The 16904-nt window shown below is 61.4% G+C and carries 9 protein-coding genes; 1 reads left to right on the top strand and 8 read right to left on the bottom strand.

The window, feature by feature from the left end:
- Positions 1-108: 108 nt before the first annotated feature.
- The 7 genes from baeR to yegD form a co-directional block, all read right to left on the bottom strand.
- On the bottom strand, positions 109-831 hold the full coding sequence (baeR, locus tag USG84_RS13840; RefSeq protein WP_024908120.1) for a two-component system response regulator BaeR: 723 nt from the start codon (positions 829-831) through the stop codon (positions 109-111).
- Positions 828-2231: a two-component system sensor histidine kinase BaeS gene (gene baeS, locus USG84_RS13845; RefSeq protein WP_061097656.1), complete on the bottom strand. Its 1404-nt coding sequence runs from the start codon at positions 2229-2231 to the stop codon at positions 828-830. The genes baeR and baeS overlap by 4 nt, the downstream gene beginning before the upstream one ends.
- Positions 2228-3643, bottom strand: a complete 1416-nt coding sequence (locus tag USG84_RS13850) for an MFS transporter (protein WP_151413092.1) — start codon at positions 3641-3643, stop codon at positions 2228-2230. Before USG84_RS13850 ends, baeS begins: the two co-directional genes overlap by 4 nt.
- Complete coding sequence (gene mdtC, locus USG84_RS13855; RefSeq protein WP_253542759.1) at positions 3644-6721, bottom strand: multidrug efflux RND transporter permease subunit MdtC; 3078 nt, start codon at positions 6719-6721, stop codon at positions 3644-3646. It lies immediately after the preceding gene.
- Positions 6722-9844, bottom strand: a complete 3123-nt coding sequence (locus USG84_RS13860) for an MdtB/MuxB family multidrug efflux RND transporter permease subunit (protein WP_320738311.1) — start codon at positions 9842-9844, stop codon at positions 6722-6724. It lies immediately after the preceding gene.
- On the bottom strand, positions 9844-11046 hold the full coding sequence (locus USG84_RS13865) for an MdtA/MuxA family multidrug efflux RND transporter periplasmic adaptor subunit (protein ID WP_151413086.1): 1203 nt from the start codon (positions 11044-11046) through the stop codon (positions 9844-9846). Before USG84_RS13865 ends, USG84_RS13860 begins: the two co-directional genes overlap by 1 nt.
- A 181-nt stretch (positions 11047-11227) precedes the next feature.
- Positions 11228-12580 carry a molecular chaperone gene (gene yegD, locus USG84_RS13870; protein ID WP_253542755.1) on the bottom strand — a complete coding sequence of 451 codons (1353 nt, stop codon included), beginning with the start codon at positions 12578-12580 and terminating at the stop codon, positions 11228-11230.
- Positions 12581-12710: 130 nt separating this feature from the next.
- On the opposite strand from yegD, the gene alkA reads away from it, so the two are divergent.
- Positions 12711-13583 (top strand): DNA-3-methyladenine glycosylase 2, encoded by an 873-nt coding sequence (alkA, locus tag USG84_RS13875; RefSeq protein WP_253542753.1) that lies wholly within the window; start codon positions 12711-12713, stop codon positions 13581-13583.
- Here the strand turns inward: alkA and USG84_RS13880 are convergent.
- Positions 13548-16877: a diguanylate cyclase gene (locus USG84_RS13880; protein ID WP_253542751.1), complete on the bottom strand. Its 3330-nt coding sequence runs from the start codon at positions 16875-16877 to the stop codon at positions 13548-13550. The two genes, alkA and USG84_RS13880, sit on opposite strands and share 36 nt — an antisense overlap.
- Between the last annotated feature and the right edge of the window lie 27 nt (positions 16878-16904).

Raw genomic sequence — 16904 nt, forward strand, 5'->3', positions numbered from 1 at the left:
AAGACAGGTAAAGCTTTGCCCCTCACCCTAACCCTCTCCCCAAAGGGGCGAGGGAACTCAAACACCCTCTCCCCTTTGGGGAGAGGGTTAGGGTGAGGGGGGGGTTATTTACGCAATCCTGCACGCATCCGCTTCCCACCGATACCCCACGCCATACACCGCGCGGATAAACGACTGTTCGGCGTCGAGCGCCTCCAGCTTGCGGCGCAGGTTTTTGATGTGGCTGTCGATGGTGCGGTCGGTCACCACGCGGTAATCGTCATACAGGTGGTTCAGCAGCTGTTCGCGGGAGAAAACTTTTCCCGGCTCGTGGGAGAGGGTTTTCAGCAGGCGGAACTCCGCAGGCGTCAGGTCCAGCAGCTTGCTGCGCCAGCTCGCCTGGAAGCGGCTCTCATCCACAATCAGCGGGCTTTCGGCGTCGAGCACCTGAAGCTCGCGCTGCGGCCTGCAGCGGCGCAGAATGGTTTTCACGCGGGCCACCACTTCACGCGGGCTGTAGGGCTTGCAGATGTAATCGTCCGCGCCAATTTCGAGCCCCAGCAGGCGGTCAATCTCTTCAATTTTGGCGGTGACCATGACGATCGGCACGTCGGAGAAGCGACGAATCTCCCGGCACAGGGTCAGGCCGTCGGTACCGGGGAGCATCAGATCCAGCAGGATCAGATCCGGCGGCGTCTGGCGCACGTAAGGCAGTACCTGGTCGCCGTGGCTTATCAGTGACGGGGCGTAGCTGGCCGCGCGTAAATAGTCGATCAGCAGCTGCCCCAGCTTGGGTTCGTCTTCGACAATCAAAATGCGCGGCGTGTTTTCGTCAATCGGTAACTCGGTCATGCTTCCCTCGATAAATCCCGTTCCAGAGGTAACTCTACTGTAATGCTAACCCCGCCAAAAGGCGAATGGGCGGCGCGAATGGTGCCATTATGCGCCTCGACGATGTTAACGCAAATCGCCAGCCCCAGGCCGGAACCGCCGCTGGCGCGGTTGCGGGAGCCTTCGGTGCGGTAAAAGCGCTCAAACAGTTTTTCCAGCTGCGCGTCCTGCACGCCGGGGGCGGAATCGGCGAAGGTGAGGGCGAAGCGTCCGTTTTCCTGTCTGCCGGAGATATGCAGCCCGCCGCCGCTGTCGGTGTAGCGCAGGCTGTTCTCCAGCAGGTTGTTGAATAGCTGCATTAGCCGGTCTTTATCGCCAAACACCACCGCGCTGTCCGGCAGGGAGAGGTCAATTTTCAGGTTGCGGCTGGCAAACCGTTCCCGGAAGGCGCCGCTGGCCACTTCGAGCACGTTAATCACATCGACGGGCGCCTTCTGGTAGGCCAGCGCCCCTTCGTCGGACATGGAGAGCTGGTGGAGATCGTCCACCAGCTTGGTGAGCGTGCCCACCTCCGCCTGCAGAGAGGCCACCGATTCGGGCGTAAACTGGCGCACGCCGTCCTGAATCGCCTCCAGCTCGCCGCGCAGTACCGCCAGCGGGGTGCGCAGCTCGTGGGAAATATCGGCCATAAAGTCGCGGCGCATCTGCTGGTTTTTCTCAAGCGTGCTGGCAAGCTGGTTAAAGTCCTGCGCCAGCTTGCCCAGTTCGTCCTGACTGCGAGTGTCGACGCGGGTGGTGAAATCCCCGGCGGCCAGCTTGTGCGTGCCTTCCACCAGCCGTTTCACCGGCGCGAGCAGACCGCGCGCCAGCGGGAAGGTGGCGAGCGCGGCGAGCAGGGTGGAGAGGGCGACGATCAGCCAGCTGGTCCGGCGCTGCTGGCGGTCAAAGTTAATGTCGGTGTTGCGCGTCAGGCGCTCCACCGGCGAGGCGATTACCCAGCCGACGGTCGCGTTATTCACCTTAATCGCCCGGCGGGTGCCGTCCGGCGGTATCGGCGCGCGCGGGCCCACCAGCGTGCGCATATCCTGATCGATTACCCAGAACTGGGTGCGCCAGCCGTGCGGCGGCATGCCCGGCCCCGGGCGATCGTCGCCGGTGTCGTGCTCCAGCGAGCGCAGGATCTGGAAAATAAAGCGGTCGTTATTGCGCAGAAAACGCCAGTTGCCGTGCTGGGCGTACTGCTCACTCAGCGCATCGCTTAAGCCCTGCAGGCGCTGCTCGTTGCCATGCTTGATGTAGTCAATAAAGCCGCGCTCGAAGCTGACCCGCACCGCCCAGTGCATGGTGATCAGCAGGACGATACAGGTGGCAAAAATCGCCACAAAGAGCTTGCCGGTAATGCCCGGACGCCAGAATTTCATGAGCCACTCCTTTTGCCGCGCTTAATCACGACGTTCTTGCTGGTATCATCCGGCACCCGGGCGAAGATGACGGCGGGCAGGGCGATAATCACCGCCATGCTGAGATAAGTGTATAAAAAGACCTGATGCGCCACGGGCGTGTCGACGCTGAGGTGATGCTGGCCGTACATGCCGAGCAGTAAACCCGCGATGGTCACGCCGACGCTCATGGAGAGCTGCATGATCATCGACAGCAGGCTGTTGCCGCTGCTCGCCAGCTCGTCAGGGAGATCCTTCAGCGTCAGGGTATTCATCGACGAGAAGCGCATGGAGTTGACGATCCCCTGACAGAACAGCACCAGCGGCAGGACGTAGTACCAGCCCATCAGCGCCACGGCCATAAACAGCAGGCTCACCAGCGCCAGCCCCAGCGTGGCGGCCACCAGCACGTGGCGGTAGCCAAAGCGGTTCACCACCTGCACCACGATGCGCTTCATCCCCATGCTGCCAAGCACCATCGGGATCATCATCAGGCCCGCGTGAAACGGCGAAAAGCCCATGCCAATTTGCAGAAACACGGGCGTCATAAACGGCAGCATGCCGCTGCCGATGCGTCCGGCGAAGCTGCCGAACAGGCCAAGACGGTAGGTGGGGTTTTTAAACAGATTCAGGCTGAACAGCGCCTGTTCATTCCCACGCGCATGCCACAAATACCATCCAACGGCGGTAAGGCCGAGGGCAACCAGAGCGCCCAGCGTCAGGGACGAAATGCCCAGCCCCTTTTGCCCGTCGAGCGCCAGGGTCAGCGTCGCCATGCCCGCCGCCAGCAGAATAAAGCCGAAGAAATCAAAGCGCCGCGTCTGCATTTTGTAATTCGGCATCAGCGCCAGGGTGGCGATAGCGCCGATGATGCCAACAGGAAGATTGATTAAGAAAATCCAGTGCCAGGAGGCGTACTCCACCAGCATCCCGCCGAGCGCCGGGCCCAGCAGCGGCCCCACCTGACCGGGCAGGGTGACGAAGGTCATCGCCGCCATGTACTGCTCGCGCGGCACGATCTTCATCACCGTTAAGCGCCCGACGGGCACCATCATCGCGCCGCCGACGCCCTGCAGCACGCGCGCCATCACCAGCTGGTCGAGGGTGCTGGCCTGCGCGCAGAACAGCGAGCCGGCGGTAAACAGCACGATGGCGGTAAAAAAGATATTCCGCACGCCCACTTTGTCCGCCAGCCAGCCGCTGGCGGGCAGCATCACCGCGACCGTCAGCACGTAGGCGACAATCACCATATGCATATGCAGCGGACTCTCCCCCAGGCTTTTCGCCATCGAGGGGAGGGCAGTGTTAACGATGGTCGTATCCAGCGACTGCATAAAGAAGCCGAAGGCGACTATCCACAATTGCCAGCGGACGTTGCTGGGAAGCTCAGTCATTTACCCGGTCACCGTGGTTCTGTTTTTACGCGCAAAGCGCAGCCGCAGGCGGTCAAAGAACAGATAGACCACCGGCGTGGTGTACAGCGTCAGCAGCTGGCTCATGACCAGCCCGCCGACGATGGTGATCCCCAGCGGCTGGCGCAGCTCTGAGCCATCGCCGCCGGATATCACCAGCGGCAGCGCGCCAAACAGCGCCGCCAGGGTGGTCATCATGATCGGACGAAAACGCAGCAGGCAGGCCTGGAAGATCGCCTCCTCCGGCGACAGGCTGCCGTTGCGCTGGGCGTCCAGCGCGAAGTCCACCATCATGATGGCGTTTTTCTTCACTATGCCGATTAACAGCATGATCCCGATGAGCGCGATCAGGCTGAACGGCGCGCCGAACAGCTCCAGCGCCAGCAGCGCCCCTACGCCCGCGGACGGCAGCGTCGAGAGAATGGTCAGCGGGTGAACGTAGCTCTCGTACAGCACGCCCAGCACAATATAGACCGTGGCGATGGCCGCCAGAATCAAAATCACCTGCGAGTTCATCGTCTCCTGGAATACCTGCGCGGTACCGGCAAAGCTGCCGCGCACGGTGGACGGCACGCCAAGCTGCGTCATCGCGCGGTTGATCGCGTCGCTGGCCTCGGAAAGCGACGAACCGGCGGGCAGGTTAAAGGAGATGGTCGACGCTGCCGAAAGCCCCTGGTGGTTCACCGACAGCGGCGCGTTGGCCGGCCGCCAGCTGGCGAAGTAGGAGAGCGGAATCGCCTTGCCGTCGCTGTTAATCACAAACATTTTATCCAGCGCGCTGATGTCCTGGGTGTAGCGCGGATCCACCTCCATCACCACCTTGTACTGGTTCATCGGCTGATAGATGGTGGAAATTTCGCGCTGGCCGAAGGCGTTGTTCAGCAGGCTGTTGGCGGCTTCAACGTTAATGCCCAGCCGCGACATGGTTTCGCGGTCGTAGGTGAGCGCCATCTCGGCACCGTTATCCTGCTGATCGGAGTTCACGTCCGCCAGCTGGGGCAGGGCAGCCAGCGCCTTGCGGATCTTCGGCTCCCACTCGCGCAGGGCGGCTAAATCGTCCGAGAGCAACGTGTACTGGTAGCTGGCGTTCGCCTGTCGCCCGCCGACGCGGATATCCTGAACGGCCATCAAAAACAGGTTTGCGCCCGGCTCTTTGGCGAGCTTTACCCTCAGGCGATCAATCACCTGCTGCGCCGTTTCGTTGCGCTCGCCGCGCGGCTTAAGGGTAATGAACATCATCCCGCTGTTAACGCGCGACCCGCCGGTAAAGCCGGTCACGTTATCTACGGCGTTGTCTTCCCGAATGATCTTCATAAAGTCCTGCAGCTTGCCGCGCATCGCCTGGAATGAAATGCTCTGGTCCGCCTGGATGCCGCCCATCAGCACGCCGGTGTCCTGCTCCGGGAAGAAGGTTTTCGGGATGGTGATGTACATCCAGACGTTGAGCCCAATGGTGGCGATCAGCACCAGCCCGACCAGCCGCGTATGGTTCAGCACCCACTTCAGCGATTTGCCGTAGCCTTCCTGCATCGCCATCAGAAAACGACCAAAGCCTTTGCGGCGCGGCTGCGAATGGGGTTTGCTGCGCTTGAGCATCCAGCCGCACATCATCGGCGTGAGCGTCAGGGAAATCACCAGCGAAATCCCGATAGCGACGGAAAGGGTGACGGCAAATTCCCTCAGCAGCCGCCCCGGCAGCCCGCCCATCAGCAGCAGCGGCAGGAACACCGCCACCAGCGACAGGCTCATGGAGAGCACCGTAAAGCCCACCTCGCGCGTGCCCTGCAGCGCGGCCTGCAGCGGCTTCACGCCCGCTTCAAGGTGGCGGGAAATGTTCTCCAGCACCACGATGGCGTCATCCACCACGAATCCTGTGGCAATCGTCAGGGCCATCAGCGACAGGTTGTTAAGGCTAAAGCCGCACAGGTACATGGCGGCAAAGGTCCCAATCAGCGACACCGGCACGGCCACCGCCGGGATCAGCGTCGCGCGGCCGGAGCGCAGGAACAGGAATACCACCAGGATCACCAGCGCGACGGAGATAATCAGGGTTTGCTCCACCTCTTCAAGCGAGGCGCGAATGGTCGGGGAGCGATCCTGGGCAATCTGCAGATCGATTGCCGCCGGGATGGTCTCCTGCAGCTCCGGGAGGCGGGCGCGAATGCTGTTCACCGTCTCAATAATGTTCGCCTCCGGCAGCTTGCGGATCATCAGCAGAATGGCCGGTTTGGCGTTGGTCATCCCGGCGTTGCGCACGTCCTGCACCGAGTCGGTGACGCTGGCAACGTCGCTCAGGCGTACCGCCGCGCCGTTGTTGTAGTGAATAATCAGCGGCTGGTATTCCGCGGCGGTTTTTAGCTCGTCGTTGGTGTGGATCTGCCAGCGATGGCTAGCGTCCTCAATCGCCCCCTGCGGTTTACGCACGTTGGCGTTGCTGATGGCGGATCGCACGTCGTCCAGCGACACGCCCTGGTTAAACAGCGCCTGCGGGTTCAGGCCCACGCGCACGGCGGGCAGGGAACTGCCGCCAACGCTCACGTCACCCACGCCGTTTATTTGTGAGATCGTCTGCGCCAGCTGGGTCGACGCAAAATCGTAGAGCTGCCCCTGAGAATAGGTGTCTGAGGTCAGCGTCAGGATCATGATCGGCGCATCGGACGGGTTGGCCTTACGGTAGGTCGGACGGCTCGGCATCCCGCTCGGCAGCAGGCTTTGCGCGGCGTTGATCGCCGCCTGCACGTCACGCGCCGCACCGTTAATATCCCGGTCGAAGCTGAATTCCAGAATGATGCGCGTGCTGCCCAGCGAGCTGCTGGAGGTCATCTCGTTGACCCCCGCAATCCGCCCGAGCGAACGCTCCAGCGGCGTGGCGACCGACGACGCCATGGTTTCCGGTGACGCGCCCGGCAGCGAGGCGCTGACCATGATCACCGGGAAATCCACCTGCGGCAGCGGGGCGACGGGCAGCAGCCGGAAGCCCAGCACGCCGCACAGGGTGATGGCGACGGAGAGTAAAATCGTCGCCACCGGACGGTAAATGAAGAGGGCGAAAAACTTCACTTATGCCTCCTCTTCACGCTTCGGGAAACGGCTTTTGGTCCACAGCGCCAGGCGGTCAAACAGCAGGTAGATCACCGGCGTGGTGAAGAGCGTCAGCACCTGACTCACCAGCAGGCCCCCGACCATACCGATACCCAGCGGGCGGCGCAGCTCCGCGCCGACGCCGGTGCTGAGCATCAGCGGCAGCGCCCCCAGCAGGGCGGCCAGCGTGGTCATCAGGATCGGGCGGAAACGCAGCAGGCAGGCCTGGAAGATGGCATCGCGCGGCGACATGCCCTGTTCGCGCTCGGCGGCCAGCGCAAAGTCGATCATCATGATGGCGTTTTTCTTCACGATCCCGATAAGCAGAATAATGCCGATGATGGCTATGACGTCCAGCTCGCTGCCCGCCAGCATCAATGCCAGTAGCGCCCCCACGCCCGCCGTCGGCAGGGTAGAGAGGATGGTGATCGGGTGGATAAAGCTTTCGTACAGCACGCCAAGCACGATGTACATCGCCACGACCGCCGCGACGATCAGCCAGACGGTGTTACCCAGCGCGGCCTGGAACGCCAGCGTGCTGCCCTGGAACTGGGTCTGAATATCGGACGGGAAGCTGAGCGCTTTTTCAGCAGCCTGGATGGCTTCCACCGCCTCGCCCAGCGAGTAACCGTCCGGCACGTTGAAGGAAATGGTGGTGGACGGGAACTGATCCAGGTGGTTAATCGACAGCGGGGTATAGCGCTCCTCCACCGTGGCGATGGCGCTCAGCGGCACAATCCCGCCGTCTTTGCTGGTCAGGCGCACCGAGTCCAGCGCGGCCAGGCCGGGGGTGTTCTCGGTGTTGTGCTCCAGCACCACGCGGTACTGATTCGCCTGGGTGTAGATGGTGGAGATCAAGCGCTGACCGAAGGCGTTGTACAGGGCGTTGTCCACATCAGACATGGTAATGCCCAGACGGCTGGCGGTGTCGCGGTTGACGTTCACGTAGGCCGCCAGCCCTTTGTCCTGCCAGTCGCTGCTGACGTCGGCGAGCTGTGGCAGGGTGTTAAGTTTCTCCACCAGCTGCGGCACCCAGGTGCTGAGGGCATCAAGCGACGTAGCCTGGAGCGTGAACTGATACTGCGTGCGGCTGACCTGGGTATCGATGGTCAAATCCTGAATCGGCTGCAGGTAAAGCTCAACGCCCGGCAGGCGGGCCACGGCGCTTTGCAGCCGCTCGATGACGGCGTTCACGCGGTCGTCGCGCTCATCCAGCGGCTTGAGGTTGATCTGCAGACGAGCGCTGTTGAGCGACGGGTTGGTGCCATCCACGCCGACGTAGGACGTCAGGCTCTCCACCGCCGGATCCTTCATGATGATCTCCGACACCTGCTGCTGGCGCTGGGCCATGTTCGCGAAGGAGACCGACTGCGGAGCCTGCAGCGTGCCCTGAATAATGCCGTTGTCCTGGATGGGGAAGAAACCTTTCGGAATAAAAATCCACAGCATCACGCTGAGCGCCAGCGTTCCCAGCGCCACGCCGAGCGTGGCCCACGGATGGTTCAGCACTTTCGCCAGCACGCGACCGTAGGCGGCAATAATCCGCTCGAACATTCGCTCGGAGGCGCGGGAGAAGCGGTTTTGCTTGCGCAGGGACTCGTGGCTCAGCATGCGGGCGCACATCATCGGGGTCAGGGTCAGCGACACCACGGCGGAGATCAAAATGGCGACCGCCAGCGTCACGGCAAACTCGCGGAACAGCCGCCCGACGATATCGCCCATAAACAGCAGCGGGATCAGCACCGCAATCAGCGAGAAGGTGAGTGAGATAATGGTAAAGCCGATTTCCCCCGCGCCCTTCAGCGCGGCGGCCAGCGGCTTTTCGCCTTTCTCGATATAGCGCGAGATGTTCTCGATAACGACGATGGCGTCATCCACCACAAACCCGGTGGCGATGGTGAGCGCCATCAGCGTCAGGTTGTTAATCGAAAAGTCGAGGAACACCATCACCGCAAAGGTGCCGACCAGAGAGAGCGGCACGGCGACGGCGGGAATAATGGTTGCCGGAACGTTGCGCAGGAACAGGTAGATGATCATTACCACCAGCGCAATCGCCAGCATCAGCTCGAACTGGGTATCGGTGACCGACGCGCGAATGTTGGTGGTGCGGTCAGAAAGCACCTTCACGCTGACCGATTTTGGCAGGCTTTCAATCAGCTGCGGCAGCATGGTGCGAATGCTGTCGGCGGTTTCGATGATGTTGGCGCCCGGCTGGCGCTGCACGTTCATCACGATCGCCTGCTGCTTGTTCGCCCACGCGCCGAGCCAGCTGTTTTCCGCGCCTTGTTCCACGGTGGCGATGTCGCCCAGGCGGATCGGCGCGCCGTTCTGGTAGGCCACAATCAGCTGACGGTATTCGTCGGCGGACTGCATCTGGTCGTTTGCCGAGAGGGTGACCGCGCGGGTCGGGCCGTCCAGCGAGCCTTTCGCCGAGTTGACGTTGGCACTGCTGATGGCGGTGCGGATGGTTTCGCTGGTCAGCCCCAGCGCGGCAATCGCCTGCGCGTTAAGCTTCACGCGCACGGCCGGGCGCTGGCCGCCCGCCAGCGTGACGAGGCCGACGCCGGAAACCTGAGAAATTTTCTGCGCCACGCGCGTTTCGACCATGTCTTCGACCTGGGTCATCGGCATGGCGGAGGAGGTGACGGCGAGCGTCATGATCGGCGGATCCGCCGGGTTCACCTTGCTGTAGACCGGCGGGTTAGGCAGGTCCGGCGGCAGCAGGTTGGTGGCGGCGTTGATGGCGGCCTGTACTTCCTGCTCGGCGACGTCCAGCGACAGCGTCAGCTGGAACTGCAGCGTCACGACGGATGCCCCGCCGGAACTCTGGGAGGACATCTGTTTTAACCCGGACATCTGGCCAAACTGGCGCTCCAGCGGGGCGGTAATGGCGGACGTCACCACGTCCGGGCTGGCGCCAGGGTAGAGCGTCACCACCTGAATGGTGGGGTAATCCACCTCCGGCAGCGCCGACACGGGCAGGAAGCGGTAGCCAATGATCCCGGCCAGCAGGATCGCCACCATCAACAGCGTGGTGGCGACAGGGCGGAGGATAAACAGGCGTGACGGCCCACCTGTAGAGCTCGGGGGCATAACCTGCATCAGGAGGTCGCTCCCTGTTTCGCAGGTTCAACCACCTCAACTTTCGCGCCTTCGGTGAGGCGGTCGATGCCGTCGGTGACCACGCGGTCGCCGGCGGAGAGCCCGGCGCTGATGACCACCGTCTGGCTGTCCTGAATCCCGGTTTTCACCAGATGCTTGCTCACTTTATTGTCGCTGTTCAGCACCCAGACAAAGCTTCCTTCGTTACCCATCTGCAGCGCTGCGGTGGGGATCACCACCGCGTTCTCTTCGGTAGCGACCAGCATTCGCGCGTTGACGAACTGGTTCGGGAAGAGGGCATCGTCCTGGTTGTTAAAGCGCGCCTTCAGCTTGATGGTGCCGGTGGTGGTATCGATCTGGTTATCCAGGCTAAGCAGGGAACCCTCGCTCAGCTTCTGCTTGTTGGTGCGGTCCCAGGCTTCCACCACCAGGCCTTTACCGGCCTTTTGCGCCTGCATGACGGTCGCGATATCGCTTTCCGGCAGGGTAAAGACTAAATCAATCGGGTGGGTCTGGGTGATCACCACGATGCCCGTGGTGTCGCCACTGGAGATCTGGTTACCAATATCGACCTGCTTCAGGCCCACGCGCCCATCAATCGGCGCGGTGATGCGGCTCCAGTCCAGCTGCAGCTGCGCGCTGGCGACGGCGGCCTCGTCGGCTTTGATGGTGCCCTGCGTTTCGCTGACCAGCGACTGCTGGGTGTCCAGCTCCTGACGAGAAACGAGGTTGGTTTTCACCAGCTGCTGGTAGCGCGCCAGATCGCGACGGGCGTTGGCGAGGGTGGCTTTGTCTTTCGCGAGCTGCCCCTGCGCCTGGGCGAGGGCAACTTTAAACTGGCTCGGGTCGATTTCCGCCAGCAGATCGCCCGCTTTAACCTGCTGACCTTCCTGGAAGTGGATCGCGATGAGCTGACCGTCAACGCGGCTGCGCACCGTGGCGGTGTTGGCGGCGGTGATGGTTCCGAGCCCCGTCAGATAACGTGGAACGGCTTTGCTCACCGCCGTTGCCGCCTGAACCGGCGCCAGCGCGCCGCCGCGCATGCCGTGACGGCCGCCGCCAGCCGGGCGCTGTGGTGCACTATTGGCACCGGCGGGAGCGGCGGAGTTCGCGGATTGACTGTGCCAGTACCAGGCGGCGGCAACGGCCACCACAATGATGCCAGCGGCGATTGCCCAGCGGGATTTGTTACTGCCTTTCATCGTTATACGTTCTCATCCTGAATACTTCGGGGAATGATACTAGTTTAGTCAGCTAACACAGCGGAAAAATGGAGGAAATATGGAAGACTGTCAGGAATGGTCTGAGAGTAGCGCCGCGGTTTTCTCCCTCTCCCTGTGGGAGAGGGCCGGGGTGAGGGCATCAGACCGCACCGCAACAACACTAGCTAAACATCACCTGCGCCCAGCGCGCCAGCCCTGCGGTAACGGAGCCAAAGTCATCCCCGCCAGCAATCGGAATGCCCGGCAGCTGTTCCGCCAGCGCTTTCTTGATCAGCGGCGAGCGGGCGCTACCGCCGGTCAGGTAGATCACATCCGGCTTCTCTTTACCGTTCTCCAGCGCCAGCTGCACCTGCTCCAGAATACGCTGCAGCGGCTGCGCGAGCGCCGTCTCCAGCCCCTCCTGAGAGATCGCCGTGGCCAGATCGTCGCTGATGAAGGGCAGCGAAACCGCATGTTCAGGACGATCCGAAAGGGCAATTTTGCTCTCTTCGGCGGTGCGCACCACGCGGTAGCTCAGGCGCTGACGCCACACTTTATAGAGCAGGGCGACCTTCTCGGCGTCCTGCGCGTCGCGCACCAGATCGTTAAGGAAGCGCCCGTTCGCGGTGCTGTAAAAATCACTCTGCGCCGGAACGTCGTTGATGGCAATCGCGTTCCACCACGGCAGGATCGGCAGGGCGATGCCTTTTTCCGTTTGCCCGCCCATGCCCAGCAGCGGCATCAGGCTCTTGAAGGCCAGCGCGATATCCAAATCGTTACCGCCTACGCGGCAGCCGCTGTGCCCGAGCAGGCTGTTTTCACGATCGCGACGGTTATGCCACTGCGGCCCCATCAGCAGCAGCGAGCAGTCGGTGGTTCCCCCGCCGATGTCCACGACCAGCACGCGCTTCTCTTCCGTCAGCGTGGCTTCAAAATCCAGCCCCGCCGCAACCGGCTCGTACTGGAACACCACGTCGCGGAAGCCTGCCCGGTGCGCGGCGCGTTCAAGGATCCCCTGCGCCTGCTGGTTGGCTTCGTCGCCGCCCAGCCCCTGGAAGTTGATTGGGCGGCCAATCACCGCCTGGGTAATCTCCTCGGAAACCTGCGTCTGCGCCTGATGACGGATATGCAGCATCATGGCGCACACCAGGTCCTCAAACATCGCCACCTGCTGCGGCTTCAGGCCGCTGGCGCCGAGGAAGGACTTCGGTGACTTAACAAAGTAAACCTCTTCCGGGTCTTCAATGTAGTGCCCGAGCGAAGAGAGGCCGAACTGCACGCTGGACGGGGTAACGTCGATATCTTCCTCGCGGTTGAAGCTGACCGCCCGACGCAGCAGCGCCTGGCTCTCCGCCGCGGTGGCAGGAACCTGATGGTGGCGGAACAGCCACTCGCTCACCGCCTCACGCGTCGGCGCGCAGAGCATTGACGGCAGCAGCGTGCTCTCTTTTTCCATTTTCAGGAGCTGCGGTTGTCCGTTCTGCATAATCGCAACCGAGCAGTTTGCCGTACCGTAGTCAAATCCAATAAACACGATTAATCCCCATGCCGGTGAGAAGGGGCGAGACTTTAACGAAATGTCTGCATGGCGACAACAGGAATATGAAAGCAAGGCGAAACACCGCTTTTCCGTTTATCCTGAGAGGAATAAAAAAGGAGCAATAATGTATACCCTGACCTGGCAACCTCCCTACGACTGGCAGTGGATGTTTGGCTTTCTCGGCGCGCGTGCGGTGACGGGCATTGAAACCGTCACGAGCGACTACTACGAGCGCAGTTTTGCCTGCGACGGCCATCAGGGGATATTTCGCGTGACGCCGGATATCGCCACCCATACGCTGACCGTGACGCTCAGCCCCGGGCTGGTCCCGGTTGCGAAGACGTGTCTTGAACGCATCGCGCGCCTGTTCGATCTCGCCTGCAACCCGCAGCGCGTCGCGGATACGCTGGGGGATCTCGGCGCTGCCCGGCCCGGCCTGCGTTTGCCGGGGGCGATGGATGCGTACGAGCAGGGCGTACGGGCGATTCTCGGACAGCTGGTCAGCGTGGCGATGGCGGCGAAACTGGCTTCCCGCGTTGTCGCCCTGTGCGGTGAGCCGGTGAAGGATGCACCGGGCTATGTCTGCTTTCCCTCCCCGCAAGCGCTGGCCGCTGCCGATCCGCTGGCGCTCAAGGCGCTCGGAATGCCGGTAAAACGCGCGGAGTCGCTGATTCATCTGGCGCAGTCGGTTGTTGACGGGACGTTTCCGCTGACGCCGCCTGAGGACGTTGAGGCGGGCATGAAGGCGCTACAGCAGCGGCCCGGCATCGGGCGCTGGACGGCAAATTACCTGGCCCTGCGCGGCTGGCAGGCGAAAGACGTGTTCCTGCCGGATGATTATCTGATTAAGCAACGCTTCGCCGGGATGACCCCGGCGCAGATCCGTCGTTACGCCGAACGCTGGCAGCCGTGGCGCTCCTACGCGCTGCTGCACATCTGGTATACCGACGGCTGGACGCCGTCAGTTGATGGCGAAATAGCTGGTGTTGAGCAGTAGATCCAGCGGCTGCGGCTCGGCGATGGTGTCGCCATAGATAAAATCAATGCCGATGCCGGAAAGCGTATCCATCATAATGGGCTGGTTACAGGGGCCTGCGATGGTTTTCATCCCCAGACGCTGGGCGTGGCCCTGAACGATGGTCACCATCATCTCATCCATCAGATTGCCGTACACGTTGCTCACCACCTCGGCATCCAGCATCAGATAATCGGCCATGTTCGGGCTCAGGTGGGTAAAGACGTTCATGTCGCGCCCTATCTGGCTGAAGATCAACCGGCAGCCCGCCTGGCGAAGCTTTTGCAGCCCTCGCTGCAGATTCTCATCCGGGTTACATACCACGTCGGCCGCGATGACCAGATGCAGCAGACGGCCCGGCATAGGGCTGTTATCGAGCAGGTCGAGGAGTTCATCGACCAGCGTTACGCTGGCTAATCCGGCGGCAGAAAGCGGTAGCGCTACCCCCATTCCTTTACGGGCGACCTGCGCGGCAGAGGTGCGGAAAAACTCGCCAAAGATACGTCTGTCGAGGGCATGCAGCAGCTCGGGCTCCGCCAGGCCGGAACGGAAGGCGTGCTCCTCCTGAACTTCACCCTGGCTGGTCCACAGGCGTAGCGAAACCAGCCAGAAGTTACAGCTTTCCGGTATGCGCGGGGAGGCGACGCTGCGGGCTATCATCATCAGGTGATTGTCTTTGATCATATGCCACTGTTCGTCCAGCGACATCATGCTGCGCGCGCTCCGATCCCGCTCCTGCTGCGGTTCGTACACCGTCACGATGCCGCGGCCACTGTTTTTCGAGGCATAACAGGCAATATCCGCCTGCGACATCACTTCTGACGCCTGGTTATTATGCTCATCAATCAGCGTGATCCCTGCGCTGGCGCCAATCCGGTGCAGGCGGCCTTCCCACATAAAGTGATAGTCATTGATGGTATGGATCAGACGACCGGTGATATAGCGCGCGCTCTCAATATTGCAGTCCGGCAGAAGCAGCCCAAACTCGTCGCCGCCCAGGCGCGCCAGCACGTCGCTGGAGCGAAGCATGGTTAACATCATGGAAGAGAGTTCCCGCAGCAGGGCATCTCCCGCCGCATGGCCTGCGGTATCATTGACGGCTTTGAAGCGGTCCAGATCGATAAAGACCAGCGCATGACGCTGACGCGTCTCGCGAACGGTTTGCAGAAGTCGTTTGAGATGGTTTTCGAAGCTGACCCGGTTTGCCAGGTGGGTGAGGGCATCGTGCGACGCGCTGTAGCTCAGCTGACGCAGCATTTTGCGCGACTCGGTAACGTCCTGAATAACGATCACCGAGCCAATGCTGTGCCCGTCAAGGGTACTGAGTGGCGTAATGCTGTAGTGGATATCAAACGATCCGCCGGTGCGGCAGTTCAGCACTACGTCCTGGTCGATATCGGAGCGTGACATATCGCCGCTGTGAATGTTTTCCATCAGCGGGCCGCGTTCCCCAAAGGTGATGTGTAACACCTTCAGGATCGGCTGGCCGATGGCCTCGGTCTGCAGCCAGCCGCTCATTTTCTCGGCGACCGGGTTCATAAAGGTGACGTTCATGTCGATATCGGTACAGAGCACCGCTTCGCCGATGGAGTCGAGCGTGATGTGCAGACGCTCTTTTTCCTGGAACAGCGCTTCGTTAAGCTCCTTCACCTCGGTCATGTCCATATTGATGCCGAGTAAACGCTCCACTTCACCCTCTTTATTCAGCACCCGGTTTGCCAGGGAGCGAATATGGCGCACGCCTTCCTTCACGCGGATACGGAATTCAAGCTTAAACGGCAGACGAGAGACCAGTGAATCCCGCAGCACCTGCTCCGCATGGGCGCGATCCTCCGGCAACATTCTTTCGTGCCAGAGCTGCCAGGTGGGCTTGATGTGCGGCGGAATTTCATATAGCTCAAACATCCGCTTATCCCAGCTGATAATGTCGGGCTCCAGATCCCACTCCCAGATGCCGATGCCGCCCGCTTCGTTGGCCAGCGTAATGCGCTCCATCAGGCGTTTATTGACCCACTCGGTCTGCTTCAGGTCGTTAATGTCTTCAATCTGGGCGATAAAATAGAGCGGCGAGCCGTCGGCATGGCGCACGACGGAGACGGCCAGAAGCGCCCAGACGACCTCGCCGTTGCGCGTGTAATAGCGCTTTTCGAGGGTGTAGGTGTTGATCTCGCCGTTGACCAGCTGCTCCAGCTGTTCCAGGTCGGTATGCAAATCTTCCGGCCAGGTGAGCTGCTGGAAGGTGAGCGACTGCAGCTCGGTCTGACTGTAACCGAGGAAATTGCACAGCGCCTTGTTGGCCTGAAGCCACTGGCCTTCCATGCTGACTAACGCCATGCCGATGGCGGAATACTCCATTGCATTGCGAAAGCGCTCTTCGCTCTCGGTGATGTGTTTGCGTTCGGCACGGAAGGCATACATCACCATGGTCATCACGTTAGCGGGGAGAAGCAGCATCAGGAACGGCAGCCACGGCGCGTTCATCATCGGCCCGGCATGTTGGGTGGTCAGCGCCGAAGGGTTATGGGCAATCATCAGGGAAACGACCATCACGGTAACCAGAAACACCATGAACGCTTCCATCCGCGGCAAGCGCACGGCGCTCCACATCAGCAGGACAATCACGCAGGTAAAAGGCCACGGCAGCCAGGTGATGGATGCCCAGCTGAGCGCCAGCGTCACGGCCATGGTAACCAGCGTTTCCAGCAGCAATCTCGGATCACGGTGGCGGAGCAGGTAGTGGGATTTAAACAGCAGCCCCAGCGGCACCAGCGCCAGCGCGCCAATGGATTCAGATAGCACCCAGACGATGAAATTACGCAGCGGCTCAGGGCCGGGGATCAGAAGCGTCATCAGAATACCGCCCACCAGCGGCGGCACCAGCGCGCTGCCTATGGCCAGGCGGATCCAGTCGTTTAAATTTTGCAGCGGGTTGTACCACGGAAGAAGCTTGCGCAGTAACACGGCACCGATGACGGCCTCAATAATGTTTATTGCGGCGTAGGTGAGGTTTATCGACGCCCAGGAGAACACCATCCACGAGGCCAGAATATTGCCGAATGAACAGGCCAGGGCAATCCCGGGCCACATTTTTCCCGCATGACGGTAAAACGCCACCATCATAATGGCGGTAGGAAACCAGAGCGGCGCCAGCAGGGTACCGAAGCGGGTAAGCTCCAGCGAAAATAAGGTAAAGATAAAGGTGACCAGGCCCAGACAGACAAGTCGTAATAAAGGATGTGGGGTGGTAACCAAAACCCGCTGGTATTGTTTATTCATTACCGCTTTATCCAGAGACGCCATGCC

It is taken from the genome of Enterobacter sp. 168J2 (assembly GCF_034107265.1).
Taxonomy (GTDB): domain Bacteria; phylum Pseudomonadota; class Gammaproteobacteria; order Enterobacterales; family Enterobacteriaceae; genus Enterobacter; species Enterobacter nematophilus.

Excerpts from the sequence above, each read along its gene's own strand:
- baeR (WP_024908120.1), bottom strand. The coding sequence starts at position 831 with ATGACCGAGTTACCGATTGACGAAAACACGCCGCGCATTTTGATTGTC.
- baeS (WP_061097656.1), bottom strand. The coding sequence starts at position 2,231 with ATGAAATTCTGGCGTCCGGGCATTACCGGCAAGCTCTTTGTGGCGATT.
- USG84_RS13850 (WP_151413092.1), bottom strand. The coding sequence starts at position 3,643 with ATGACTGAGCTTCCCAGCAACGTCCGCTGGCAATTGTGGATAGTCGCC.
- USG84_RS13860 (WP_320738311.1), bottom strand. The coding sequence starts at position 9,844 with ATGCAGGTTATGCCCCCGAGCTCTACAGGTGGGCCGTCACGCCTGTTT.
- USG84_RS13865 (WP_151413086.1), bottom strand. The coding sequence starts at position 11,046 with ATGAAAGGCAGTAACAAATCCCGCTGGGCAATCGCCGCTGGCATCATT.
- alkA (WP_253542753.1), top strand. The coding sequence starts at position 12,711 with ATGTATACCCTGACCTGGCAACCTCCCTACGACTGGCAGTGGATGTTT.
- USG84_RS13880 (WP_253542751.1), bottom strand. The coding sequence starts at position 16,877 with ATGAATAAACAATACCAGCGGGTTTTGGTTACCACCCCACATCCTTTA.